The organism is Listeria cornellensis FSL F6-0969, assembly GCF_000525855.1.
Lineage (GTDB): Bacteria > Bacillota > Bacilli > Lactobacillales > Listeriaceae > Listeria_A > Listeria_A cornellensis.
Genome location: NZ_AODE01000026.1, coordinates 1 through 25,006, shown reverse-complemented (window position 1 = coordinate 25,006; position 25,006 = coordinate 1). Strand labels below are relative to the sequence as shown.

26 protein-coding genes, 1 rRNA gene and 2 pseudogenes are annotated in these 25,006 nt (G+C 40.4%); 22 read left to right on the top strand and 7 right to left on the bottom strand.

All coding sequences use genetic code 11. The features are described from left to right. Nucleotides 1–24: 24 nt before the first annotated feature. The 11 genes from PCORN_RS11490 (at nt 25) to PCORN_RS11440 (ending at nt 6,841) form a co-directional block, all read left to right on the top strand. Complete coding sequence (locus tag PCORN_RS11490) at nt 25–465, top strand: phage holin family protein (protein WP_036080628.1); 441 nt, start codon at nt 25–27, stop codon at nt 463–465. Next, nucleotides 462–1,319, top strand: a complete 858-nt coding sequence (locus PCORN_RS20890; protein WP_036080625.1) for an N-acetylmuramoyl-L-alanine amidase family protein — start codon at nt 462–464, stop codon at nt 1,317–1,319. The genes PCORN_RS11490 and PCORN_RS20890 overlap by 4 nt, the downstream gene beginning before the upstream one ends. Before the next feature lie 104 nt (nt 1,320–1,423). Continuing rightward, on the top strand, nt 1,424–1,642 hold the full coding sequence (locus PCORN_RS11480; protein WP_036080622.1) for a hypothetical protein: 219 nt from the start codon (nt 1,424–1,426) through the stop codon (nt 1,640–1,642). A 2-nt stretch (nt 1,643–1,644) separates the two neighbouring features. Then, complete coding sequence (locus tag PCORN_RS11475; protein WP_036080620.1) at nt 1,645–1,935, top strand: hypothetical protein; 291 nt, start codon at nt 1,645–1,647, stop codon at nt 1,933–1,935. Next, on the top strand, nt 1,935–3,329 hold the full coding sequence (locus PCORN_RS17410) for a hypothetical protein (RefSeq protein ID WP_051999412.1): 1,395 nt from the start codon (nt 1,935–1,937) through the stop codon (nt 3,327–3,329). The genes PCORN_RS11475 and PCORN_RS17410 overlap by 1 nt, the downstream gene beginning before the upstream one ends. A 12-nt stretch (nt 3,330–3,341) precedes the next feature. Further along, complete coding sequence (locus tag PCORN_RS11465) at nt 3,342–3,659, top strand: hypothetical protein (protein WP_051999411.1); 318 nt, start codon at nt 3,342–3,344, stop codon at nt 3,657–3,659. Between the two features lie 474 nt (nt 3,660–4,133). Beyond that, nucleotides 4,134–4,553 (top strand): hypothetical protein, encoded by a 420-nt coding sequence (locus tag PCORN_RS11460; RefSeq protein WP_149024334.1) that lies wholly within the window; start codon nt 4,134–4,136, stop codon nt 4,551–4,553. Then, nucleotides 4,537–4,884, top strand: a complete 348-nt coding sequence (locus tag PCORN_RS11455; protein ID WP_036080615.1) for a hypothetical protein — start codon at nt 4,537–4,539, stop codon at nt 4,882–4,884. The genes PCORN_RS11460 and PCORN_RS11455 overlap by 17 nt, the downstream gene beginning before the upstream one ends. A 22-nt stretch (nt 4,885–4,906) precedes the next feature. Continuing rightward, the gene (locus PCORN_RS11450) at nt 4,907–5,113 is read left to right on the top strand and encodes a hypothetical protein (protein WP_036080612.1); all 207 of its coding nucleotides are present in this window, start codon (nt 4,907–4,909) and stop codon (nt 5,111–5,113) included. 451 nt (nt 5,114–5,564) lie between these two features. Beyond that, a 5S ribosomal RNA gene (gene rrf / locus PCORN_RS11445) occupies nt 5,565–5,680 on the top strand. A gap of 81 nt (nt 5,681–5,761) precedes the next feature. Then, nucleotides 5,762–6,841 (top strand): winged helix DNA-binding domain-containing protein, encoded by a 1,080-nt coding sequence (locus PCORN_RS11440; RefSeq protein ID WP_051999410.1) that lies wholly within the window; start codon nt 5,762–5,764, stop codon nt 6,839–6,841. Nucleotides 6,842–6,882: 41 nt separating this feature from the next. Here PCORN_RS11440 and PCORN_RS11435 read toward each other — a convergent pair whose 3' ends face one another. After that, entirely contained in the window at nt 6,883–7,776 is an 894-nt protein-coding gene (locus PCORN_RS11435; protein WP_036080609.1) for an acetamidase/formamidase family protein, read from the bottom strand. Nucleotides 7,777–8,149: 373 nt separating this feature from the next. Between PCORN_RS11435 and PCORN_RS11430 the strand changes: the two genes are divergently transcribed. From PCORN_RS11430 to PCORN_RS11400, 7 genes and pseudogenes are all read left to right on the top strand, one after another. Beyond that, on the top strand, nt 8,150–8,989 hold the full coding sequence (locus PCORN_RS11430; protein WP_036080607.1) for an energy-coupling factor ABC transporter ATP-binding protein: 840 nt from the start codon (nt 8,150–8,152) through the stop codon (nt 8,987–8,989). Continuing rightward, nucleotides 8,965–9,837 carry an energy-coupling factor ABC transporter ATP-binding protein gene (locus PCORN_RS11425; protein ID WP_036080604.1) on the top strand — a complete coding sequence of 291 codons (873 nt, stop codon included), beginning with the start codon at nt 8,965–8,967 and terminating at the stop codon, nt 9,835–9,837. Before PCORN_RS11430 ends, PCORN_RS11425 begins: the two co-directional genes overlap by 25 nt. Then, nucleotides 9,834–10,631 (top strand): energy-coupling factor transporter transmembrane component T family protein, encoded by a 798-nt coding sequence (locus PCORN_RS11420; RefSeq protein WP_036080602.1) that lies wholly within the window; start codon nt 9,834–9,836, stop codon nt 10,629–10,631. The genes PCORN_RS11425 and PCORN_RS11420 overlap by 4 nt, the downstream gene beginning before the upstream one ends. A gap of 15 nt (nt 10,632–10,646) precedes the next feature. Beyond that, nucleotides 10,647–11,388: pseudogene (truA, locus tag PCORN_RS11415) on the top strand (tRNA pseudouridine(38-40) synthase TruA). A gap of 385 nt (nt 11,389–11,773) precedes the next feature. Further along, the gene (rplM, locus tag PCORN_RS11410) at nt 11,774–12,211 is read left to right on the top strand and encodes a 50S ribosomal protein L13 (protein WP_036080599.1); all 438 of its coding nucleotides are present in this window, start codon (nt 11,774–11,776) and stop codon (nt 12,209–12,211) included. A 21-nt stretch (nt 12,212–12,232) separates the two neighbouring features. Beyond that, entirely contained in the window at nt 12,233–12,625 is a 393-nt protein-coding gene (gene rpsI, locus PCORN_RS11405; protein WP_036080596.1) for a 30S ribosomal protein S9, read from the top strand. Between the two features lie 115 nt (nt 12,626–12,740). Then, nucleotides 12,741–13,710: pseudogene (locus PCORN_RS11400) on the top strand (tRNA dihydrouridine synthase). A 53-nt stretch (nt 13,711–13,763) separates the two neighbouring features. Here PCORN_RS11400 and PCORN_RS11395 read toward each other — a convergent pair. Next, entirely contained in the window at nt 13,764–14,780 is a 1,017-nt protein-coding gene (locus PCORN_RS11395) for a tagatose-bisphosphate aldolase (protein ID WP_036080594.1), read from the bottom strand. A 280-nt stretch (nt 14,781–15,060) separates the two neighbouring features. On the opposite strand from PCORN_RS11395, the gene PCORN_RS11390 reads away from it, so the two are divergent. Then, nucleotides 15,061–16,215 (top strand): serine hydrolase domain-containing protein, encoded by a 1,155-nt coding sequence (locus PCORN_RS11390; protein ID WP_420912033.1) that lies wholly within the window; start codon nt 15,061–15,063, stop codon nt 16,213–16,215. A 41-nt stretch (nt 16,216–16,256) separates the two neighbouring features. On the opposite strand, the gene PCORN_RS11385 is transcribed toward PCORN_RS11390, so the two are convergent. Both PCORN_RS11385 and cbpA read right to left on the bottom strand, forming a co-directional pair. Further along, complete coding sequence (locus tag PCORN_RS11385; protein ID WP_036080590.1) at nt 16,257–17,177, bottom strand: ABC transporter substrate-binding protein; 921 nt, start codon at nt 17,175–17,177, stop codon at nt 16,257–16,259. A 144-nt stretch (nt 17,178–17,321) separates the two neighbouring features. After that, the gene (gene cbpA, locus PCORN_RS11380) at nt 17,322–17,963 is read right to left on the bottom strand and encodes a cyclic di-AMP binding protein CbpA (RefSeq protein ID WP_036080588.1); all 642 of its coding nucleotides are present in this window, start codon (nt 17,961–17,963) and stop codon (nt 17,322–17,324) included. A gap of 175 nt (nt 17,964–18,138) precedes the next feature. Here cbpA and PCORN_RS11375 point away from each other — a divergent pair, with 175 nt between their 5' ends. After that, on the top strand, nt 18,139–18,447 hold the full coding sequence (locus PCORN_RS11375; RefSeq protein WP_036080586.1) for an antibiotic biosynthesis monooxygenase family protein: 309 nt from the start codon (nt 18,139–18,141) through the stop codon (nt 18,445–18,447). A gap of 56 nt (nt 18,448–18,503) precedes the next feature. Here the strand turns inward: PCORN_RS11375 and PCORN_RS11370 are convergent, their stop codons facing one another. The 3 genes from PCORN_RS11370 to PCORN_RS11360 form a co-directional block, all read right to left on the bottom strand. Continuing rightward, nucleotides 18,504–19,115 carry a cyclic nucleotide-binding domain-containing protein gene (locus PCORN_RS11370; RefSeq protein ID WP_036080585.1) on the bottom strand — a complete coding sequence of 204 codons (612 nt, stop codon included), beginning with the start codon at nt 19,113–19,115 and terminating at the stop codon, nt 18,504–18,506. A gap of 210 nt (nt 19,116–19,325) precedes the next feature. Further along, nucleotides 19,326–20,324 (bottom strand): AcpB/EbpR/MafR family transcriptional regulator, encoded by a 999-nt coding sequence (locus tag PCORN_RS11365; RefSeq protein ID WP_149024333.1) that lies wholly within the window; start codon nt 20,322–20,324, stop codon nt 19,326–19,328. Continuing rightward, nucleotides 20,251–20,754 carry a helix-turn-helix domain-containing protein gene (locus tag PCORN_RS11360; RefSeq protein WP_036080580.1) on the bottom strand — a complete coding sequence of 168 codons (504 nt, stop codon included), beginning with the start codon at nt 20,752–20,754 and terminating at the stop codon, nt 20,251–20,253. The genes PCORN_RS11365 and PCORN_RS11360 overlap by 74 nt, the downstream gene beginning before the upstream one ends. 401 nt (nt 20,755–21,155) lie before the next feature. Between PCORN_RS11360 and PCORN_RS11355 the strand changes: the two genes are divergently transcribed. Together PCORN_RS11355 and PCORN_RS11350 are read left to right on the top strand one after the other, a co-directional pair. Beyond that, on the top strand, nt 21,156–21,671 hold the full coding sequence (locus PCORN_RS11355) for a cyclic nucleotide-binding domain-containing protein (protein WP_036080578.1): 516 nt from the start codon (nt 21,156–21,158) through the stop codon (nt 21,669–21,671). Between the two features lie 271 nt (nt 21,672–21,942). Further along, the coding region (locus PCORN_RS11350; RefSeq protein WP_036080576.1) for a toxin Cry1Ac domain D-VI-related protein at nt 21,943–25,006 on the top strand (3,064 nt) is incomplete at its 3' end.

The following is a 25,006-nucleotide window of genomic DNA, read 5'->3' as shown; positions in this document are numbered from 1 at the left end:
ATGCAAAGAATGGGGGTTCTGATAATGGAAAGGATTGAGAATATGGACATAATGAAACCGGCTTTAACATTTATGTTTGGCGAAGGTTTGACAATGATACATTTTTTAGTGCTTGTTGTCGTACTTGACTTAATAACTGGATATATGAAGGCATTCAGTAAGAAATCAAAAATTAGTTTTAAAAGCGCAAAAAATTATCAAGGTTTAATGAAGAAACTTGGAATTTTTATCGCGGTAATGGTTGCATCAATTATTGATGTTTTAAGTATTAACTTAGCGCATCAAAATTTGCATATAGCTTTAATTTTTACTTGCGCAATGATCATCATGGAATCACTTAGTATTGTAGAAAATCTGGAGGAAATAGGCTTGAAGGTACCCTTCTTAACACAGCTACTACATCGATTTAGCAAACAAATTGATGATGAGCAAGAAAATAAAATTGTAGAGGATGAAGGAAAATGACAAAGAAAAAAGTATTTTTAGATTTAGGACACGGAGGAACTGATCCAGGCGCAGTAGCAAACGGGCTCATCGAAAAAGATATGACACGTGCGACAGCATACGCAACGAAATATGAACTTGAAAAGTATGGTGTGGAAACTCTATTGTCTCGAACTGGTGATACGTATCCATCACTTAGTGCACGCGCCAAAGCAGCAAACGATTGGGGGGCCAACTTATTTGTATCGGAGCATTACAATGCAGGTGGTGGAGATCGGGCCGAAGTGATTCATAGTGTTGCAAATGGTATTAGTAAGGAACTTGCGCAAAATATTATCAATGCCATTAAAACTGAAATTGGGCAAAATATCGGTAATCCTGCTATCTATTCCAAGAAAGGAAGCGATGGAAAGGATTATTTTGCTGTTATTCGTGAGACAAAAATGCCGGCCGTTATTGTGGAACCGGCTTTCATTGACTCAGATGATCGTTTTATTGTCGATACAGTGGCTGAACAACAAGAAATGGGTCGCGCAATTGCACATGGTATTTTAACAACGCTGGGCATTGATTATAAAACCAAACCAGAAAAGCCAGCAGTATCTGATAAACCAAAACCAGTAGCACCTAAACCGCCAGCTAATTTATACGCTGGGAAGAAGCTTGTTTCTAAAACAAATAACTTGCGTTTCTACGCTAAACCTTCGTGGGCGGATAAGGAACTTGTAGGGACCGTAAACAAGGGATTGGGCTTCCCTGTGGTGCTGGGTAAAGTTAAAGTGAATGGTAGCGATCAATATAAGGTACAAAATTCGAAGGGTGCAACATTCTACATCACAGCAGCCGATAAACATGTAGAACTAAAAAATAGGTAGTAATGAATAAAGCTCTCGATTTAAGTTTATCGGGAGCTTTTTTTATTTGTCTATATTTGTTATAATGAATTATTGGAAGATACTAACACGAAAGGAAGGGCTCTATGTCACATTATGAACAAGTTAGGCATGCAATATCTGCTAGAAAACACAGCTTGGGAAATATAATAGAAGGAATTACAAACAGAAAAAATAAGGTGCAAGATGAAAATCACGAAGCAGAGGAAAAAATGATACATAGGCTTCGTCAAATGGAAGAGACAACACAGGACATGATTTCTTACTGCGAAAATATAGAGAATGCTTTACGGAGGGAGGTATAAAGATGTCTACATTGATTGATATAGATACAGCCCGTATTTTGAAGCAATTAAAAATCGGGGAACAGGCAGCATCTGATTTTGAAAAGGAAGCAATAAGGATTCAACGTATATTAAGAAGCGTGGATAGGCAAGTTTCCCCCAATTTCACAGTGCGCTATTTGGAGGTAAAAGAAGGATTAACAAAAGAGATTAAAGCGGATCAGTTCACAAAACTAAATCAGGCGCTTATCGATAGTCAAACGGCAGTGCGTGCTTTGATTGAAACAGATGCGAATTTGGGGGGCGAGCGCTAATGGATTTTAAAATTAATATGGGAGAGCTAGAGGAAACATTAACATCGCTACACAAGATGAAAGCCAGTTTGGAGACGTTAGATGGTGTGCTATTGAATGTACAAGATGTCGCAGCCCAACAAAAAGGGAAACTTGCCGAAGCATTGGCAATGGAATTCGGCGCACATCGAGATGATATTTCTCGGCAACAAGGAACGGTGACAAAACTTTTTACGTATTTGGAGAACTATGTGAACGACTTTAAAGATATTGATAGTCCAACATATCGTAATCAGGACATGTTAATTGACGCGCGAGGGCTTCAAAAGGCGGCTGAAATGCAGGGCTATGCCTTAGATGATGCAAAAAGCGAAGTGTTTCGCGTACCGCAGCCAAGCATTGAGAGCATACCAGATGATCCAGATGAACTTTGGGTGATGCGCCATAATCAAGGATTAATGGAAGAATTAGATGACTATTTAAGACGAAAATTGACGCAGCTACAACAAAATGAAGGCGAAGCGATGCAACGAATTAGCCAGGATATGCGAAAGCTTTTAGAGATGGATCAACATCATGCGTCAATCATTGAAGCGGATTATAGGCATTACGATCGCAATAAAGTTCGTGAAATCGGCGCTTCGGCAATAGACACTGTGATTGGGTTTGGACTGGGTGCTATGGATAGTTTGAAACATCCAGAAAAGCATTTGGAAAGCATTGCTATGTTGATGAAAAATCTGCGGACTGACCCATCCGGAACGGCAGGTATGTTGTGGGATGGTGTTGTTGCAAGTTATTTGGAGCCTTATAATAAAGGTGACGCATATGGTTTGGCAAGTAGCACCATATTTTTTGCTAGTACATTTGGTATCACAAAAGGCCTTATTGAATTTGGTCGAGTGAAAGATGTAGCCGGATCTCCCCGAATTATCTCTAAATATGATGACATTGCTAGTTACGAGTTTAATGGCATGAACCCAGGGCCTTTAGCGATGCTTGATAATAAACCTAATACCAATTTTTATGGTGGTAGGTATAACGTGAAGGTGTTAAAAGAAGATACCGTTCTTTATCGTGGTGGGAAACAGGGTGGATTGACTGTACCGGGGCAAGAAAAAAATGGACTTGGAGAATGGTTTACGACGGCTCCGCCTGATTCTGTGGCAAAGGTAAGAATTGATAGTGCTGTTAAGTACCATTGGATTAAACCGCAAACTGGAAAATTGACAGGAACATCTATAATTGATGCTGTTTATGAAGTAAGGATACCTAAGGGTACGACGATATATGAAGGCCCTGTTGGTTATCAAGGCGGACATTACTTAGGCGGGCTTGATAATTTTCAAATTTACATCACTAGACCGTGGGAACTGAACAACGTACAAGTTATAAGTGAGAGCACATTGAAGTAGGAGGCATTTTCAGTGAATGAGGAATTGAATACGTTAGAGCAATTATTTTCAGAGCTTCTTAGCATCGTGAAAAAGAGTGGAGGTAGCGAATACACCCCGCAGATTAGAACTATAGAGAGTATCTTAAGCTGTTTGAGAGATAATGAGTTTAGCGATACTTCCAAAATGGAATATGTGGTTTCGGGTCATAGAGAACTTTATCCCCCAAGAGGTGGATTATCAGAATTCTTCATTTGGGATAATGATTTTCAAACAAGAAAGCAATTAAATGAGCCTCTCGATACAGTTCGAGATAATATTTGGGGGATTTTGAAACAGTATAGTATGTAGTTGTTAACACTAACAAATAGTGATATGAATATTGGTCCTGAATTAATTTTCAGGGCTTTTTTATTTTTGAGGATTTTTTAAATTTTATTATAATAATATAAATAAATTTATCGGTAAAAGGGTATTATAAAATCAATAAAAAAATATTAAATTATATTTTTTCTGTTTTTAGAAAAAAACTAGCAGGCTAAAAGTACACTATTTGTGTATCACTAAGAGAGCAGAGAGGTGGCAATATACTCAATTGAGTATTTAAATGAGTCTAGAACGCCTATATGCAAAATAAACAGAAAAAAAGTGCCTTTGCACGCGAATTGGAGCATATTTACAATTTTTTCGGAACATGTTACATTATACTTGTGGTATGTAAATTTATACAGATAGATAAAAGAATAACAAAATGAGGTGAGACTTAGTTGTTTAGCGGGAGTTTAATTGCCAAGTTTTTTTTGGCTTATTATAGGGTTTGTCAGCTTGTCGACAATTGATTCAACACATAACTATTATTTAATGTTTCTTTCGAATGCATTATTTGTGGTACCATTTATTATTGATTACATTTCAATTACAAGAATAACCTGGGAGTCAGGGCTCTCGGGATGGAGTATGGGAACATTTATATTCTTTTATGTTTTAGGCGTAGCTGGAGTTTTAGCTGTAATGATAGTGCTTTATTGTGGTGTCGCTAGTCAACTTATTTTGGATATGGAAAGCCACAGTTTGATTTTTGTGGCAGATAACTTTATCTTGAAAGATTTAAAAATACCACTCGTGGGTTCATTTATAGTGGAAATGGTTGTTATAGTTTATACTTTTATCTGTACAATAGTTTTAGGGTTTTTAGGTAGTAAATATAGAAAATTAGGAGGGGATGAAGATGTTAATCCAGCTTGAAACAAAGCAAATAGTTTTTCTAGTCGTAATTCTAATTGTTTTTTTTATAAGTACTTACTTCCTTTTTCAATTTATAAAAACCTTTATGGTATTGAAAGGGTTTATGACATCCCGCTATATTTTTACACGGGCAATAAAAACCTTTTTAAGCCCAATTACTAGCTTTAATAGATACTATGAAACTTCACAAGCTTTCAGGGCTGAGATGGTAAAAGAGGGAGTGTCTGATATGGAGTTGGAACTGTTTGACTCAGTATATTCAAGTAAGAAGAGATTGCTGTTTAGTAGTTTAAGATCTAGTTTTTTTTTCCTTCAATTATATCTTAGATAATTTGATTGTTGTGGCGCGTGAGGTGCATTTTAAAGTAGTTATTACAGATAGAAATAATGATAAGAATGTTGGGGTAAAGGATGTAGTTATATCGGTATTTAATGGTCTGCTACTAAGCCCATTTAAAAGAAAATTCAATAGAAAAAATAATGTTTTTTCACCCGTGGAAAATAGTGAGCGTTTTGTATCTGTGAAAAAGCATTTAGATGAGCTTGATAAAAAAAAATAATGATTTTGACCGCAGTAGTGGGCACGCAAATGGAGCTGGGGCCTAATCGTGGTGAGAGTTAAAAATTTGGATAGAGAAACAGAAATCTTGGAATAAAGCTATCGAAAAAAAAGCGCATCTAAGATTTCTGTTTATTTTTATTTCAAACCTCTTTTTTCTAATCGAATAATAGTTGTTATAATAGAAAGAAACAGGCAGAATAAAATAAGTGTTTACAATCAATTGTAATCATGCTATTATAGTGCAGTGACCAAGGTCACTATTTGGTCACCGATTTTAACAATATTGATTTTCTTTTTTTTGTTTTCAAACACAAGAAACATTGATGCAATGCGATTTGTACATAATGAAAAATAACGAAAAACAAGGAATCATAAGGTGTTACCTTCCATGGTAAGGAAGAGGTCACCAGTTCGAATCTGGTTGGAAGCTTCGTATGATATAAAGGATGTCTGGTGATTATTGCGAGAAGGTCACACCCGTTCCCATCCCGAACACGGAAGTTAAGTTTCTCAGCGTCGATGGTAGTAGGGGGCTTCCCCCTGTGAGAGTAGATCGTTGCTAGGCAAATGATGTATGATAGTCTATGAAATCGTAATTGATTTGTAGGCTATTTTTTTTTATGTTTAGAGTGGGAGAGTGATAGATTTGGATTTAGATGGTGTTAAGAATATACGGATTGCTAACTCGGGGCTTGGTAATTCTTTTGAATCGGTGGTAGATTGTGCGGTCAATCTGATTGGGATTCAGGCGCAGTACCAGCAGTTTGGTGAGATTAGTTTATTTCATAGGGTAGATGGACTAACAAGGGATGCTTTGGATCAGATATATGCTCGAAATGAAATTATTAAGCTTTGGGGGCAACGAACAACGGTACATCTATACGTGCCGGAGGATTGGAAAAGCTTGCATGCGATTTACTCGCTGAGAAGAACGTGGGTTAGGAAGCATTGTGAAGAGCTGGGGGTGAATTTGGACGAGTTGTTGGAAAGGATTGATAGGCTCGGAAGATCGAAACAGTTTGTAACAAAAGAGGAACTGGCTATATTGATGGGAGAACAGGCCCAAAAGTTGATGACGTGGGGTGGGGTTTTAATTGAGGCTTCTTTACTTGGTCAGATTTATGCTGTGCCGGAGAGGCCGAATACACGAGTCTATGCGCATCGGAAATGGGTGGACGGGATATCATTGGATTCATTGTGGGATAGTGTGGATGAACATGCGATGGATAGGTTTTTATTTCGGTATTTAGCTTGCTATGGTCCGGCTACTTTGGCAGATTTTAAGCATTGGAGCGGGTTACCAAATTATACTTTTTTGGAAGCTTTTCGGAGAATTGAGGATGGGTTGGAGCGATTTGATATTGGTGGGAAGAGTTACTATTATCCGGAAGGTGAATTGGATAGTAGTAAACTGAATGTGATTCCGCAGGTGAAATTGCTTGGAAAATTTGATCCACTTTTTGTAAGTTTTGCGGATAAATGCTGGTTTGCTGATGCGAAGTACGAGAGAGAAATTTGGCGGACTGCTGGTCATATTGAGGCTGTGGTGATGATTGATGGGGAAATTCGGGGGACATGGCGGTATGTGATTAAGGGGGAGGCAATTCGCTTTACTTGTTATGCTTTTGGGCGGATTTCGGTAGATGATAGAAAGCGCATTGTTGGGGAGGCGGAACGGTTGTCGATGTTTCTTGGAAAGCAGTTGCAGGGAATTGTATATGAATAAAAACACAACCGGATGTAAGTGCGCCGGTTGTGTCATATTTTTTATAAAAAGGGGTTTTCAGACCAGTATTGGAGTGGGAGTTCCATGCGTACGGTCTTGTTTGGATCAACGACTTGGCAGATTCGAAGGTCACCTGCGAGTGATAGCAGCATGATGGCTTCTGCTTGCGTTGTCTTTGTTGCGTCTGTCAAAAGTTGAACCATGTTCTTTGTTGCGATTAGGCTAGCATCGTCGAGTGTTGGTGCGGATGCGATGGTGATGATTTTTTCGTCGCTGATTAGACTTGGTGTTGGCCAGCTTTTGTTTTTTACTACTTGGAGTCGCATCGTGATTTGGCTAGCAATTTCGGCGCCGGAAACGGATACTTCTCCGTCGGCCATTGCAGCGTGTACGTCACCAAGAGCGAGTAGGGCACCAGAGACGTTAACTGGAAGGAATAGTGTTACGCCTTCTGTGATCTCTTTGCAGTCCATATTGCCGCCATGTGCGTCTGGTGTGCCGCATGAAATTGGCTCGCCTGCTGGTGCTGTTCCGATAACGCCAATCATCTTGTTTACTGGGACAGCGATTTCTTCTGAAAAAATAAGTTTGTCATTTACAATTGGAAATTGACGAATCGTGTTTTCTGTTAGGTCATCGCCAAGGACGCCTAAATCTGGGCCCGTTAACATTGTCGCGTTGCCAATTAATTGAATTTTCTCTATAGTTACAGCCAATATGTCTCCAGGTTCTGCATCTTTCACAAAGATAGGTCCAGTTGCTGGATTCACTTTATTCCAATCAAGGCGATGGAATGGCTGATGTTCGGATTTAATTTGGTTTTCAAAGCAGTCGTACGTCTCTATCGTTACTACTGCGCCATTATCAACTGTCATGCTTGGTTCTGCGTTCTTATCCATTGCATAAATAACGTGTTGTTTCGTCATGGGATGCATCAAAATTTCTCCTTTCTTTTATAGTGGTGGTGCTTCAAGTAACAATGAATAATGAAATTTATTTGATTACTTTGATAAAGTATAGCATCTCTCTAAAATGAAGTACATGGATATATTGTGAACAGTTTGAGTCGGATTGTTTGCTTTTATCGACTTTTATTGCTTTTAATAGCGGATATATTTTGGAAATGTGAATATACTGCGTCTTTAGGGTTTCCGCTTTTCCAATTTCAAGGTGCTTAAAACGTGAAAAATGACTTTATTTTGTTCGTATGATTATGTGGATGAAAAAATCTTTCTTTGCGTGAGGTGGTTTTTTTGTACTATAATAGGCAGGGTATAGATAGGATCGTGTGAGAGTGAGGTGTGCGTGATGTCGGATGATTTTGTGAAATTGGATCACGTTAGTTATAAATATGAGGATGAAGATGTTTTTGCGGTGAAGGATGTTTCGTTTACGGTGAAAAGAGGCGAGTGGTTGGCGCTGGTTGGGCATAATGGCTCGGGTAAGTCAACGATCGCAAAGCTCTTGAATGGGTTGCTTTTCCCGACGGAGGGCATGGTCAAAATTGGGCACTTCAAGTTGGGAGAGAAAACGATTTGGGATATTCGGAAGCAGGTCGGAATGGTATTTCAGAATCCGGATAATCAGTTTGTGGGGGCTACGGTGCAGGATGATGTGGCGTTCGGGCTTGAGAATCATGGTGTGCCGCATGAATTGATGGTGAAACGCGTGGAGAGTGCGCTGGAGGAGGTCGGTATGCAAGGTTACGCATTACATGAACCTTCGCGTCTTTCGGGCGGTCAGAAGCAGCGTGTGGCGATTGCTGGGGTTCTTGCTTTGCAACCGGACGTGATTATTTTGGATGAGGCGACGTCGATGCTTGATCCGCGTGGTCGTGCTGAGGTTATGGAAACGATTCGGGTGATGCGAGAGCGTGAGGCGATTACGGTGATTTCGATTACGCATGATTTGGATGAGGTCGTGATGGCGGACCGGGTTATCGTGATGAATAAGGGCGAGCGGCATCTCGAGGGAACGCCGAAAGAGGTTTTTGCGCAGGCGGATGAAATGCGTCGAATCGGTCTTGGTGTGCCTTTTATAAGTTCGTTGCAGGAAAAATTGGAGCGGTCTGGCGTGGAGCTATCGGATCGGAGCTTGATGGAAGGGGCGTTGATGGATCAGTTATGGACATTATATTCGAACAAGTAGGGTATTGTTATCAGAAAAATTCTCCTTTTGAGACGCGAGCGCTTCAGGATGTCAACGTGACGATTGATTCTGGGAGTTATACGGCGATTATTGGGCATACGGGTTCTGGGAAGTCGACATTTTTGCAGCATTTGAACGCGTTGTTATTACCGACAGAGGGCACGGTGACGCTTGGTGATCGAGTTATTAAGGCTGGCGTGAAGCAGAAGGGTTTACGTGATTTGCGCGAGCGTGTGGGGATTGTTTTTCAGTTTCCGGAGGCGCAGTTATTTGAGGAAACGGTGGAAAAGGATATTTGTTTTGGACCGCTGAATTTTGGTGTGTCGGAAGAGGATGCGAAGGCTAGGGCTCGGAAGGTGATCGTTGAGGTTGGTTTGACGGAGGAAATTTTGACGCGTTCGCCGTTTGAACTTTCTGGAGGACAGATGCGGCGTGTGGCGATTGCTGGGGTTCTGGCGATGGATCCGCAGGTTTTGGTGCTCGATGAACCGACGGCGGGGCTTGATCCGAACGGGCGTAAGGAGATCATGGAGATGTTTGCGATGTTGCACCGGACAAAAGGACTGACGACGGTTCTTGTGACGCATAGTATGGAAGATGCGGCGACTTATGCAGAAAAAGTGATTTTGATGAAAGGCGGCACCGTGGAACGGGTAGCGACGCCTCGGGAAATTTTTAGTCAGCCGGATGCGTTGACGGATTTAGGGCTCTCGGTTCCAGATGTGGTGCACTTTCAACGGCATTTTGAGCAGCGGTTTGCGGTGAAGCTTGGGAAGACGTGTTTAACGATTGATGAATTGGTGGGAGAAATGGTACCGCACCTCAGGAAGGGCGTGGCGAGCCAATGATGGAGAAGATGATTCTCGGTCGGTTTATCCCCGGCGAATCATGGTTACATCGTCTCGATCCTCGTGCAAAAATTACAGCCGTGATGTATTTTATTATCATTGTGTTTCTCGCGAATAATTGGCTTACATATGCGTTATTGTTTGTGTTTGTTCTCAGTTTATTATTTGCGTCGCGCGTGCCGTTTATGTTCTTTATAAAGGGTTTGCAACCTGTGTTTTGGCTGATTATTTTGACGTTGTTGTTGCAGGTGTTTTTTACGCAGGGGGGAACGACGTATTTTGAGTGGGGACCGATTCATGTGACGAGTCTTGGATTGATGAATGGGGCAATGATTTTTGCGCGGTTTGTGTTGATTATTTTTATGACAACGCTTTTGACGCTTACAACGAGTCCAATTGAGTTGACGGATGGGATTGAGAATATGCTGGCTTTGCTACGTTTTGTGCGATTTCCGGTGCATGAGTTGGCGTTGATGCTCAGCATTGCGCTCCGGTTTATTCCGACATTGATGGATGAGACGGAGAAAATTATGAAGGCGCAAAAGGCTCGCGGGGTGGAGTTTTCAAGTGGTCCAATAAAAGACCGAATGAAGGCGATTGTGCCACTACTTGTACCGCTTTTTATCAGTGCGTTTAAGCGTGCCGAGGATTTGGCGATAGCGATGGAAGCGCGTGGTTATCGTGGCGGTAAGGGCAGGACGAAATTTAGACTGCTTGCGTGGCGGTTTTCGGATACATTTTTGCTAGTGATGATGTTGGTTGTAACGGCATTGTTAGTTTGGCTGCGATCATAAGAAGAGGTGTGACAAATGAAGCGATTTAAGGCAGTAATTCAATATGATGGGACCAATTTTGTCGGGTATCAGATTCAGCCGAATGGACGGACGGTGCAAGAGGAGATTGAAAAAGCGCTATTGCGGATGCATAAGGGTGACGTGGTGAAGATTGTTGGTTCTGGGAGAACGGATACGGGAGTTCATGCTAAAGGCCAGGTGATTCATTTCGATTCACCGCTTGCGATTCCACCAGCAAAATATCGAAAAGCGTTACAGACGTTCACGCCCTATGATATTAGTATTGTTTCTGTGGAGGAAGTGGCATCGGATTTTCATGCGCGTTTCGGGACGACTGGAAAGGAATATCGCTATTTTGTGCAGCGTTCGGAGTTTTTTTGACCCGTTTGCGCGGCATTTCACGCTACATTTTCCTTATAAATTAGATGTTTCGAGAATGCGTGAAGCTGCGGATATTCTAACTGGTGAGCATGATTTTACGAGTTTTTGTGCGGCTGGATCGGGACGTGAAGATAAGGTTCGGACGATTTATGGGATTGAGATTATGGAAGATGGCGATACGCTGGTATTTTCTTTCAAAGGAAATGGCTTTTTGTATAATATGGTCCGGATTCTGGTTGGGACGTTGCTCGATGTTGGAAATGAACGGCTGACGGTGGCGCAGGTTAAGGCGAATCTAGAAGCGCGCGACCGGACGCAAGGTGCAAAAACAGCACCGCCACAGGGCTTATATTTATGGGAAGTACACTACAAGTAATATCAGCGCACCGACGAACACTCACCTACGTCGTTAAAGACTCCGTTCCAGTGCTCATGTACAAATCGTACACTCCGCGCTGGTACTCGCCTTTGCCTAGTATCTGAGCATTTGTCGGCGCGCTGATAAGTTTGGGGGCGTTGTTAAAGTTTTGCGGAAAACAGACGGCTTTAAATTAGTTTGAATTTTTTTCTTCAATCGCATTGACTTTTGGCGGTAAAGACTGTATTATTGACTATGGTATTGTTTGCCCCACAATAAGCCCCGGAAGGTTGTTGTGTTGAACAAAACAATGGAATTTTTAACAAATCAAATCGAAAAGCAGATCGTGGGCTATGGAACAGTTTACAGATCGCATTTTTCTTAAAATCTAGGAGGGAAAATTATGCGTACGACTTATATGGCAAAAACAGGCGAAGTACAACGTAATTGGTATGTTGTTGATGCTACTGGTATTCCGCTAGGCCGTTTATCTAGTGAAGTAGCTTCAATCTTACGTGGTAAAATTAAGCCACAATTTACTCCTCATGTTGATACAGGGGACTTCGTAATTATTATTAATGCAGGTAAAATTGCTCTAACAGGTAAAAAAGCAACAGACAAAATTTATTACCGTCACTCTCAATATCCAGGCGGTTTGAAATCACGTACAGCGGGCGACCTACGTACGAACAATCCTGAGAGATTACTTGAGCTTTCTATCAAAGGAATGCTTCCAAAAAACTCTCTAGGACGTCAAATTTTCAAAAAATTACACGTTTATGGTGGATCTGAGCACGAACATGCAGCTCAACAACCAACAGTGTATCAATTACGCGGATAATTAGAAGAGGAGGGAAACATAGTGGCTCAAGTACAATATTATGGAACAGGTCGTCGTAAAAGCTCAGTAGCTCGTGTACGTTTAGTACCAGGCGATGGCAAAGTAATTATTAACGGTAGAGATTGGGAAGATTACATTCCATTCGCGGCTCTTCGCGAAGTTATTAAACAACCATTAGTTGCAACTGAAACTCTAGGAAACTACGATGTTTTAGTAAACGTAAACGGTGGTGGTTATACTGGTCAAGCTGGAGCAATTCGTCACGGTATTTCACGTGCATTGTTACAAGTAACACCAGATTACCGTCCAGCTCTTAAACGTGCAGGTCTGTTAACTCGTGACCCACGTATGAAAGAACGTAAGAAACCAGGACTTAAAGGCGCGCGTCGTGCACCTCAGTTCTCAAAACGTTAATATATCTTTATATATCGACATTCGAAAAGGCACTTTCCAAGAAATTGGAGAGTGTTTTTTTTACTCTTTGTGAATGGGGAAAGATTTGCTATCAAAATGAAATGGAGATTCTAGAATGACAAATAATTTTTGGGCAGAATTGCCGAAGCCTTTTTTTTGTATTAGCGCCGATGGAGGATGTGACGGATGTTGTTTTTCGTCATGTTGTGAAAGAGGCTGGTGCGCCGGATGTCTTTTTTACTGAGTTTACGAATTCGGATAGTTATTGTCATCCGGATGGTATTGAGAGTGTGCGGGGGCGTTTAGTTTTTACGGAGGATGAGCAGCCGATTGTGGCTCATATTTGGGGGGATAAGCCTGAATTTTTTCGTGAGATGAGTATTGGGATGGCGGAGATGGGATTTAAGGGGATAGACATTAATATGGGGTGCCCGGTTCCGAATGTGGCGAGACGTGGAAAAGGCAGTGGGTTGATTTTGCGGCCAGAAGTGGCGGCTGAATTGATTGAGGCTGCAAAGGCTGGCGGGATACCGGTTAGTGTTAAGACGCGTATTGGTTATGAAGCGTTGGAAGAACTGGAAGATTGGATTACGCATTTATTGAAGCAAGATATCGCGAATTTATCTGTCCATTTGCGGACGCGGGAAGAGATGAGTAAGGCTGATGCGCATTGGGAGCTGATTCCTCAGATTATGGCGATTCGCGATCGTGTGGCACCTAAAACGCTTATTACGATTAATGGAGATATTCCGGATCGAGAAACTGGCATGAAGCTAGCGGAACAGTATGGTGTTGATGGGATTATGATTGGTCGAGGAATTTTCAAGAATCCTTATGCGTTTGAAAAGGAGAAAAAAGAGCATACAGCGCAAGAATTGATCGGACTTCTGGAACTGCAGTTGGAGTTACAAGATCAGTTTGCAGAGCTTGTTCCGCGCTCCATCGTTGGCTTACATCGATTCTTTAAAATTTATGTCAAAGGTTTTCCGGGTGCCAATGATCTGCGAATCAAATTGATGCATACGAAATCGACAGAAGAGGTTCGACGGGTTTTAACAGATTTCACAAGTATGGCCGAAAATTAGTATTGGAATAGCAAAAAATCCTCGAAATGAATCGGGGATTTTTTTGCTACTTGCTATTGTTTTTCAACCACGTGTACATCTTCAAATGAGCCATATTTCGTCCACCAAGGAGATGCTCCAGCGTTTAGCAAGCCGTCAAGGGAAGTGATATTTTCTTTACCTTGTGTACGCAACCATTCACGCAAAGCATCGTCGCCTTGTTTTCCGTAGACTTCAATGCCGTCTTTCCATGTTGCGCGACCACATAATACACCGCTATATTGTACTTTATGCTCATTCGCAAAGGCAATCGTTTTGTGGAAAAGTTCGGCGGTCACACCAGCACTCAGATAGATGAATGGCAGTGGGCTTAAATCAGAACATTCTTCAAAATGGCGCCCTGCTTCTTCTTTCGTATAAACAGTTTCGCCGTCCGCGAAGCCTTCTACATACTTGAAGTTCACTGGAACCTCGAGTTTAAGTACGTCCACACCGTAACGTGGTTTGGAGAATTCTTTGATGGATGCTTTGACTTTAGCTGGTTTCAGCTTTGCATATTCGGCGCTTGCTGAGTCTGTTACTTTAGCATCGTACGTAATCGGTTCTAAGAAGAATGGGATATCGACTTCGCGACATTCGGCGCCAATTCTTTCTAGGAACGCATATTTGATTTCATTGATTTCAGCAGGCTCATCTGGATCGTAATATACTAAAATTTTCACTGCATCGCCGCCACTTTCTTTGATACGGAGTGCGGATAAGTCAGCAATCAAATCGGGAAGTTTACCAGGAGTTGTGGCATCGTAGCCTGTTTTTTCATAAGAGGTAAGTAGGCCGCAATTCTCGTTACGTGCTTTAATGGCTGGCGTACCGTATTGAAGATCAAGTAGAATCGCGGATGCGTATGGTGTCAATTCTTCGGAAACCATTTGTTTGAAATCCTCTACATCTTTGTCGCTCTCAGAACCTTTTGCTTCTTGAATCATTTTCTTTAAGGAACCACGTTGGTCAATCGCCAGTGCGGCAATAATTCCTTTATCATTGGAAAGTCTTTGTAAGCCATCGAATTTACCTTTTGTAATTTGTACCATAACTCTAATCTCCTTCTTTCTTTTCTATTAGAACGCACACCTCATTACAATACCCTGAGAAAATGGGGGGCAAACCTAGATTTGAGCTTGCATGTCTATTCTAACATCAAAATAGTTATATACAAAATAATTTGATAATCTGGTTGCATTTTGGGCGTGAATGGGCTAGTATTTTGGGTAGGAGTTGTGCAAATCGGGGAAGTGTATTGTGTCAAAAATTCGTGGGGACGAAGCGAGCAATTTTACTAGGAAATGAGGACAAAGCATGGCAAATCAGCAAATGAGCCGCTCCTCGAAACGGCGCAACAAAAAGAAACGTGATTTTTATATTGGTATTGGGCTGATTTTCATGTTGTTGGCCGTGGTTTTTGTGGCTGTGAAATGGATAACGCCGGTGGAATTGGAAAATGCGGGTGAGAAGAAAAGTACGGAAACTGCTAAAAAGCCAAAGAAGGTGGCACCGAAGAAGCAGGTGGAGAAGGAAACGGCGACGGTTGCGGATAATACGGCGATTGATGCGTATTTAGAGAGTCTCGGTTTCAGTGGGACGGCGCTTGTGTATCGTGAGGGCAAGATTGTACTGAATAAGGGGTATAAAGTGGCGAATCGAGATACGGATGTTGCTAATACGCCGGATACGGTATATTATATCGGGTCGTCTCAGAAAGCGGTGATTGCAACGGCGATACTGCAGTTGGAAGAGCGTGGCAAGCTGAATGTGGATGATTCGGTCGCGACGTATTTGCCGGATTTTCCGAATGGGAATCGCATAACGCTTCGGAACTTGCTGAACCATACGTCAGGCATTGTCGGACATACTGAGGAAAACAGGAAAATTACACCGGAGGATTTAATCAAGGATATTGAGGCGCAGGGAATCAAGCGTCAGCCGGGAAAATGGGATTATAATGATTCGAACTATAGCGTGTTAGCTTTTATTGTGGAGCAGTTGAGTGGGGAAAAGTTGATGACATACGTGCAAAAGAACATTTTCGAGCCTGCGGGGATGAAGCATTCGGGAATTTATACGACGTTTGATAAGGAGAAGAAACCGTCAGTTGGATATAGTATTCAGAAGGATGGGACTTACAAAACGCCATATTTGCCGGATTTATCGCAACTTTATGGCTGTGGTGATATGTATATGACGGCGACGGATATGTATTTATTTGATCGAGCATTGTCGGACCGGAAGCTGATTAATGATGCTAGTTTCGAGAAGATGTTCACGGCGGGCAGTGCTTCGGGATATGGAATGGGATTCTATGCTGATCCGGGAAGCTATAATAGTCACGGGGTTTTGAGTGGTTGGAATGTGTCGAATAGCTTTAGCCACAGTGGGAAAACGGTTGTGGTATTGCTTTCAAACATTCAAAATAATATCAAATCATTTGGCAAGGTGAATAATCATATTTATCAGTTGTTGAATAATTAAAGGATCAGATGCGTTTTGGGGGCGCATCTGATCCTTTTGTTTTATTTATTAGTTACTTTGTCGATCGCATCTTGCATTTGGTATTCTCTTGATGGTGCTGTGTAGTTGCTCCATTCGTCGCTGTTAACAGGGTAGACGTGTTTTGCTTTGACTGCGGGGATGTCTTTCCAAATTCCTGTTAGGAGGGTGTTAAGTTCATCGGTTGATTTGCCTTCTGGTGTTAGGATGAATAGTTGATTGGCATCGCTAACGTAGTCTGGAATTGCTTCTGAGGAGATGGCTTTTGTTTCTTTGTTCTTTTTAGCTGCTTCTGTTGGTGTGAAACCTGCTCCTGTGTATAGACCGTCGAACACGATTGGGTCATGGATGTAGATTTCTTTACCCCAGAATTGGATAACGGCCGCTTTTTGATTTTCGATGCCAGCGTCTTTTAGTGTTGCTTTGGCTTCTTTGGATTCTTTCGCGTATTTAGCTTGGTATGTTTTTTCTGCTTCTTTCGCATTCACTAAATTAGCGATATCTGTTAGTTGCTCATCTGGTGTCACGCCGAATTTTGTTGCATAAACGGGCGCAATTTTTTCCAGATTCGTCAACATGTCTTTTTGGTAATCGGAAATGATGATTAAATCGGGTTTTAGTGAAGCGATTTTCTCCACGTTTGGCTTGTCGCCACCGATATTTTCAACGCCTTTTAGGAAGTCTGGATAGATTCCTTTGTAATATTCTGTTGTGGCAAGTGGTTTAATGTCTAGTGCGTAAAGTTCCCCCGCGTTTTGAATGGCCACGATTTTCTTCGGTGTTGCTGGTATGACTACTTGGCGATCTAACGCATCTGTTAGTGTGCGCGCTTTATCTTCTGTTTTTGCTTCGTCAGAGCTAGAGCCTGAACCACCACATGCTGCAAGTACGAGTCCTAATGTTAAAACAACGAGAAGAAGTGCTGTTAATTTTTTCTTTTTCATCCTTAAACCTCCTGTAATTGAAAACTATTCTCAATAAGATAATTATAGATGTAGTGCGGGGAATATTCAAGGGGTTTGGGAAAATAATTTTTTGCGCACACAAAAAGCCGAATCTGCTGACCCGACTTCTTGTATGTATTATCTTTATTTCTTAAGCTTCAAATGTTCAACTTCGATGACGCGTAGGCCTTTTCGTTCGAGGTTGGCGACAATCGTGTCTTTTTCTGCTTCTGTGATGCCAGCTGGCAACGTCACGAGAACGCGGCGGATATAGTCTTCTACTTGGGAATCCATCGTAATCAGGCTGGCAATTGTTGTGTGTTTGTCAATGATTTTTGTGATTTTTGTTAGGGAGCCAGGAACTTCACCGGTTGCGATGGTTAGAACGTAGCTTCCGGAATCGATATTCCAAGCGTCTTGCAGAACGCCGAGCAATTTCCCGTGAGTTAAAATGCCGTAAAAATCGCCTTGCTCATTTAAGACCGCGATGTATGGCAGTTCCTTGATCGTAAAGAAAACTTCGAAAAAGGAGGAATTAATGCCGATGTGTTTCGTTTTATTTTTGATGAGGCTAGTCACATTATCGGACAAGTTACCTCCGTTTGCGGCATGACGATAAATATGCATTTTGTATATGTTACCGATAAATTTCTCGCCTTTATTGTCTAGGACGGGGACACAACGATAGCCATCTTTTTCTAAAATATCCAGCGTTTCTTTGAGTGTCGCGTCTTCAGTAATGGTCGTTAAGTTGATTTTGGGGATACAAAGGTTTTTAATCAACATATTTCGGTCACTCCAATCTCTTTTATTAGGATTCGTCTCCTCTTTATTCTATCGTAGTTCGAGAGGTTTGTATAGAAAATGCTGTATCGATTAGTTGACAATGAGAAGTGTTGTCATTTAGAATAGAGAAAATGATACTGATAATGATTATCAGTGAGAAAGAGCAGGTGGCGTGATGCATATTGAAACGGTGAGTATTGAGTTTGAAACGGATAATAAGGAGAAAATGTTGCAGTCTGTAGCGCATCACAAGGAAGAGATGGCGGAATTTGATGGCTTTTTAGGATATGAAGTTTGGTTGAAAGAGGGTGCGCGGAAGTCGACGGTGATGAATGTGTCGCGCTGGGCGTCAAAAGAACAGTTCACAGTTTGGATGAAGCAGCATCGTGATTTTCACCGGGAAATGAAGCGCACAGGTGGTGGCGGTGGGTCGGAGCTTGTGGTGACACGTCAAACGGGGTCGTATGATATGATCACGATATAAAGATGAATTCAAAATACGCTAGGCCAATTGTAGTAAGTAGTTTAGTGTGTTTTTTTTTAAGCATAGACTAGAATGACTCGTCTGCTGTACATGATTTTGCCCTCATCGTGTAGTTTGTTTAAAGTGCTTGTAAGACTAGACAATTTGATTCCTGTGTAATTTGAGAGTACTTGTTTTGTAAAGCATGTAGGCAATCTACGAGCTTCTTGGTCTGTTGAAGGTTCCCCGAAGCGTGATACTAGTGATCGCAAAGATAGGATCAGTCTGTTAGGATTATTCAATTTCATGATGCTTATTTTTTTCATTAGGCTGTCATGTATGCTCATGGCGTGCTTGTTATATAGTAAGAAACCGTTTCTGCTAAGTGATATTTTAGCGAATATATCTCGCAAGTCAAACTTCCAAACAGTTGCGGTTTTTGTTAATATTTCTCCGTGCATTTGTGATTCATTATCTGTATAAAATCCGATAAAGTGGCTGGTTGTTGAAAAATCGAGGATGTTCTCTTCTTTGTGTACTGCGACTATTCCTTCAGCAACGCCAAATACATAGCGAGATTGATTGGTAGTGTTATCTAATTCTAGCTTATCACCCTTATTAAGGTGTAATAGTTCACTTTTAATTGGCATGATAGTATCATCTAGTAAAAATGTTAAAAATGCTTGCATAATAACCCTCCTATATTTGACCATGCGTATCTTGAGTTCTTAGCACAGGTCCCTATATCTAATTTAGCATGCAGAGCTCTCAAAAATAGGATTTTCCAAAAAAATATATAAAAACAAAAAAAAGTGTGAAAATGTTGGATTGGGAGTAATAAGCATATCAAAATAAGACCAGTCCGAAGTGAGAGACAGGTCTTATTTTGCGTTGAGATACTATTTAATAAAGTTTCGTAACATTTTAAAATCTAGATCCGTTGGTGGCGAGTTCCAAGTTAGTATCTCAACGGGGCTTTTTTCTATAATCGGAAAATCAGTGATAATTAAGTCGCAGTCTGCCTCACCAATAGAGTAATCATTATCCGAAAAAATGAGAAGTTCTGTCGAAAAGTGTTGTCTAATTTGATATTTTAGCAACTCTTCCCACATATACCCATTCTTAGAAATAATCTTTATGTGAAGTTTTTCGTGTTGTTGACTCAATGTAGAAGAAATATTGAGCAATTCGTGTACATACGGCAAAATGGCACTCATATTTTCACGAATAAAGTCTAGGTCTGCCGCGTATCCACTGACTTCTAACAGTTTTTGTTCTATTTTTTGCTTATTGATACGATTTATTTTATTTCTATTTTCGTGTTCCTCAATTTCTATAATATAAGCGGATTTCCCAACAAACGTATACTTTCCAAAGAAACCGAGTAAACTTGCTGTTACAAATTTCAAATCTTTTTCATCTGTATCTGAAATACGTACCAGTTCTTGGGCCGCTTTATATCGCATAGGACGAAATGTCTTGTAGTAGTCTAAAATTTTGTCTAAAGATTCTTTTGTCGCATAGGTGAAAGGGCAAAGAAATAAAGATAGAAATATGATGGATTTCTCACTTAATGCTAATTCTTGTGGAAGCATGGATTCTAAGTCAGAGAAGTCCATTTTTTTGATGTCGTAAAAGTCCACGATTTGTTCCCAGTATAGTAGCTGTTGTTCGTTTAAATCAAGCGGGTGGCCAGTTTGTATTCGTTTGAGGTGAATACTTATGGCGACAGCATAATCGGTTTTGGCAATGGGAGATAGGTGAACGCCCATAAAACGCTCCATTTTGAGAATATAAATAGAGATAGTACTGAGTGGAATCTCATTAAAAAGCCAGCCAGAATAAGGATAAGCTCTGTCGAAAATATGAAAATAAAAAAAATCTAATATATAACTCATTACCTAAAAATTCAATGGGGGTTTTGTTTAAAATCAATCTATGCTCGGCCAACAAATTATCTAGTTCTTCTAGTTTGTTATAGACTAGCGACGTACTTATAAACTCCTTATTGGCAAAGCTGGTAGGCGTTTCTTTAGCATCATTTAGTGTGGATAATGCAATTCGAAAGGCCTGACTAGTATAAATCATATTTGCTGTGATTAGAGCAAAATTTGTTTGCCTGTTCCGTGATAAAATAATCCATTTATTTTTGAAAACCTGTATTTCTAACACATCTTTAGAGAACAGGTTGTTTATAGAAGCAATATCTTTGTTCAATGTTAATTTGTTTATCTCTAAGTAGTCTGCGGCATCTACTTTTGAAACAAGCTCATTTTTAAAGAAGAGTAAACTAAGTAAACGTAATTGTCTGTAGTCTGATTTCGTCAATATTTTTTTTCATAAGCTAGTCACTCCTTTGTATCGAATAAAAATTTATCGGATAATCTTTTGCATGATTTCATCAATTATAAGTCCAATCAGAATCAAAAAGCAAAGAATAAGTAATTTCCAAAGATGTCGCTAAAATGATAATTTTTCTGGAATACACGGAGATTCGGCTAATTGTGATGCTATCATGAGGTATAACGTGAAAGAGAAAATTCACCGTTTAGACAAAAGTATAGAAATAGGATTTCGCTTAGGCACACGTACGTGCAATGGCAGGAGGAAGGAAAATTCCTATGAAAAAAGAAATATTCTTCATGAAAAAAGCGCTTTTAACGCACTACTAGTTCACATTATGAAATTATATACTAGTTAAGTAGTTCAAGAAGAGGGAGGTTACGAAGATGGATTTCCTTACAGTCCACGAGCTGTTACTAAGAGAGCCCAATTTATTAGCAACATTATTAAAGAAGTCGAATTGGAAACGAAGATATAAAAACTGTTATGACGTGAAAGTATTGGAACATGGTCAGAATTCATTTTTAGGTAATTCTGGAAAAATAATTCATATAATAGAAGGGAAACTTCTGCAACAGATTACTAATACAAAAAATGATAAAGATACAATTAATGCGATATGGACAAAAGATGATTGTGTTTTCCATAATGTGTTTCAACCAAATAACTATGAATATATAGCGATTGGGGATGTTACGTTAGAAATCTATGATGCACAAACCGTGTTAGAAGAAATATCGAAACATCCATTTTTCCCAGATCTTTTAATTGATAGTATGAAGCGTTTAGAACAAAATTTTTTTCAATATTCCGAAATGTTAACTAAAAATAGTGATGAGAGAATAATAGAGATTATTCATAAGCTTTCCCAAAAAAAACAAAGACGGATATTGTATTCCTAAATTTGTGAACTATACGTTACTCGCAAAATGTTGTCAGATTACGCCACGGACGGCTAAAAGTAAGTTAAAAGAATTAGAAAAAACACATCAAATAGTACAGACAGATGGTAATCGAGTACTGCTTTTTGAAACAGTTACTTCGGGTTTATAAGTTTTCCCACCCCATAAAAAACTTAAATCTTATATGGAGGATAGTATCTAATAATACGATGGGTTACAAGATATAGAAGAGTTTGAAGGGAGAAAATCGAAATGTCAAAAAAAATCAAAAATGTTAAATAAGTCGTTAAAATTATTTTTAGCGAGTGCAATGGTGCTAACAAGTATTAGTACTTTGCCAGTTAGTTCACTAGCTAATGAGGGGATTACTAATCCAAGCGTGGATGCAGTAGGTGTTTACGTGAGCGACTGGGCTACGTTTAAGTCAGAGCTTCAGAATACAACAACAACAGATATCTATCTACAAGCAGATTTAAAAATGGAAGGCGCGGATTTTAGTATAGCAGTTGATGAGAAAAATATTCATGGTGAAGGTTATTCTCTTGATATGAATACTAGAAACATTCGTGTGACCAAAGCAAATGCAACAACGTCAATAAATAATATCACAATCAAAAACAGTGGTACGAGCGGCTTCTTATGGCGTACTATAGCTGGAACGCATACGATTAATAATGTAACCGGTGAAGGTAACAGAGCATTTGCAAGTCTAGATGCTGGATCTATCATATTCCAAGGTACTAACAACATTACGCAACTTAGCGGTAATACCAACTACAATGTGTGGGCGAAAAATATTGCTGTCGAAAGTGGCGCAGATGTTACTATCACCGGTGGAGGAACTGCTAGAACTCGTGGTGCACTTCACACAGCAAGTGGCAGTGTCCTAACTGTCGCAAAAGACGCTAAACTAGTAGTAAGTTCTACTACAGGACAAGCTATTAGATTGGATAAAGTTAATTTCACCAATAATGGTTATGTCCAAGCAACTTCAAATAACGATGCTATTGCGACATATGACGCAAGTACTACAACAATAAATTCGGGTGCGACTTTAGATCTTGTTTCGACATCTACTAGTGTACAGGGAGCAATGTTCTATAATAGTTCTCTTTTTGTGAAAAGTGGAGCAACATTGATCGCCAAGTCACAAGGAAGTTCTTCTACTTTGACGACAGGTAAAGAATTAGTTATTGAAGAGGGTGCCAATTTCTCTATTACTAACACAAGAAATGGAGCGTTAGGTAGTGAAGCTGCTGCGACAACAATGGTTATCAATTCTACTATTGGAATTAGCACATGGGAACGTGCCAAGACGACACTTGAGGAACCAAAGTTTTCATACCAAGGACCTCTAGAAACTAAATTCACATTAAGTGGGTATGCAGGGCCAAAACAAACGAATCTTGTTACCGACAATGCGGATATCAAGACAAACTTTGATACTAGTAAAATCGGCCGTATCGAAGGTGGTTATTTTGTAAAAGATCCTAAGCAAATCGAAGCTGAGGATAAGGCACGTGTAGCGGTGAACAACTTGTTTACTAGCCAAAATCCAGCAAACGATGCAAAAACAGGATTAACACAAGCTGAAATTGATGCAGCACAAGTTTTGGTGGATGAAGTAACTGATCCTAAAACAAAGGCGGCATTGCAAGCTGATATAGATAAGGCGCAACAACAAGTAGATGCACTTATAGCAGCTGAAAAAGCAGCAATCGAAAAAGCAGCACAAGATAAAGCACGCGCAGCAGTAAACGATTTGTTTGCGGGTAAAAACCCAACTGGCGATGCAAAAACAGGATTAACGCAAGCTGAAATCGACGCGGCGCAAGCTTTGATCGACGAAGTAACAGATCCAACGAAAAAAGCAGAACTACAAGCAGATTTAAATAAAGCGCAACAACAACTAGATGCAGCGAATGCAGCAGAATTAGATGCACAAAACAAAGCACGCGAAGCAGTAAATAACTTATTCGCGAATCAAGATCCAACTGGTGATGCAAAAACAGGATTAACACAAGCTGAGATTGATGCAGCACAAGTTTTAATCGACAAAGTAACAGATCCAGCGAAAAAAGCAGCACTACAAGCAGATTTAGATAAAGCGCAAGCGAAACTAGATGCAGACAAGTCAGCAGAACAAGCAGCACAAGATAAAGCACGTGCAGCAGTAAATGCTCTATTTGCAAACCAAGATCCAACTGGTGATGCAAAAACAGGATTAACACAAGCTGAGATTGATGCAGCACAAGTTTTAATCGACAAAGTAACAGATCCAACGAAAAAAGCAGCATTACAAGCAGACTTAAATAAAGCACAAGACCAACTAGATGCAGCAAATGCAGCAGAATTAGCAGCACAAAACAAAGCACAAGAAGCAGTAAACAACTTGTTTGCAAACCAAGATCCAACTGGTGATGCGAAAACAGGATTAACACAAGCAGAAATCGACGCGGCGCAAGCTTTAATCGACAAAGTAACAGATCCAGCGAAAAAAGCAGCGTTACAAGCAGAATTAAATAAAGCACAAGACCAACTAGATGCAGCAAATGTAGCAGAATTAGCAGCACAAAACAAAGCACAAGAAGCAGTAAACAACTTGTTTGCGGGCCAAAATCCAACTGGCGATGCGAAAACAGGATTAACACAAGCAGAAATCGACGCGGCGCAAGCTTTAATCGACAAAGTAACAGATCCAGCGAAAAAAGCAGCGTTACAAGCAGAATTAAATAAAGCACAAGACCAACTAGATGCAGCAAATGCAGCAGAATTAGCAGCACAAAACAAAGCACAAGAAGCAGTAAACAACTTGTTTGCAAACCAAGATCCAACTGGTGATGCGAAAACAGGATTAACACAAGCAGAAATCGATGCAGCGCAAGCTTTAATCGACAAAGTAACAGATCCAGCGAAAAAAGCAGAACTACAAGCAGAGTTAAATAAAGCGCAAGCACAACTAGATGCGGATAAGGCAGCACAAGATAAAGCACGCGAAGCAGTAAACAACTTGTTTGCGGGCCAAAATCCAACTGGTGATCTGAAAACAGGATTAACACAAGCTGAGATTGATGCAGCACAAGTTTTAATCGACAAAGTAACAGATCCAGCGAAAAAAGCAGCACTACAAGCAGATTTAGATAAAGCACAAGCGAAACTAGATGCAGACAAGTCAGCGGAACAAGCAGCACAAGATAAAGCACGTGCAGCAGTAAATGCTCTATTTGCAAACCAAGATCCAACTGGTGATGCGAAAACAGGATTAACACAAGCAGAAATCGATGCAGCGCAAGCTTTAATCGACAAAAGTAACAGATCCAACGAAAAAAAGCAGA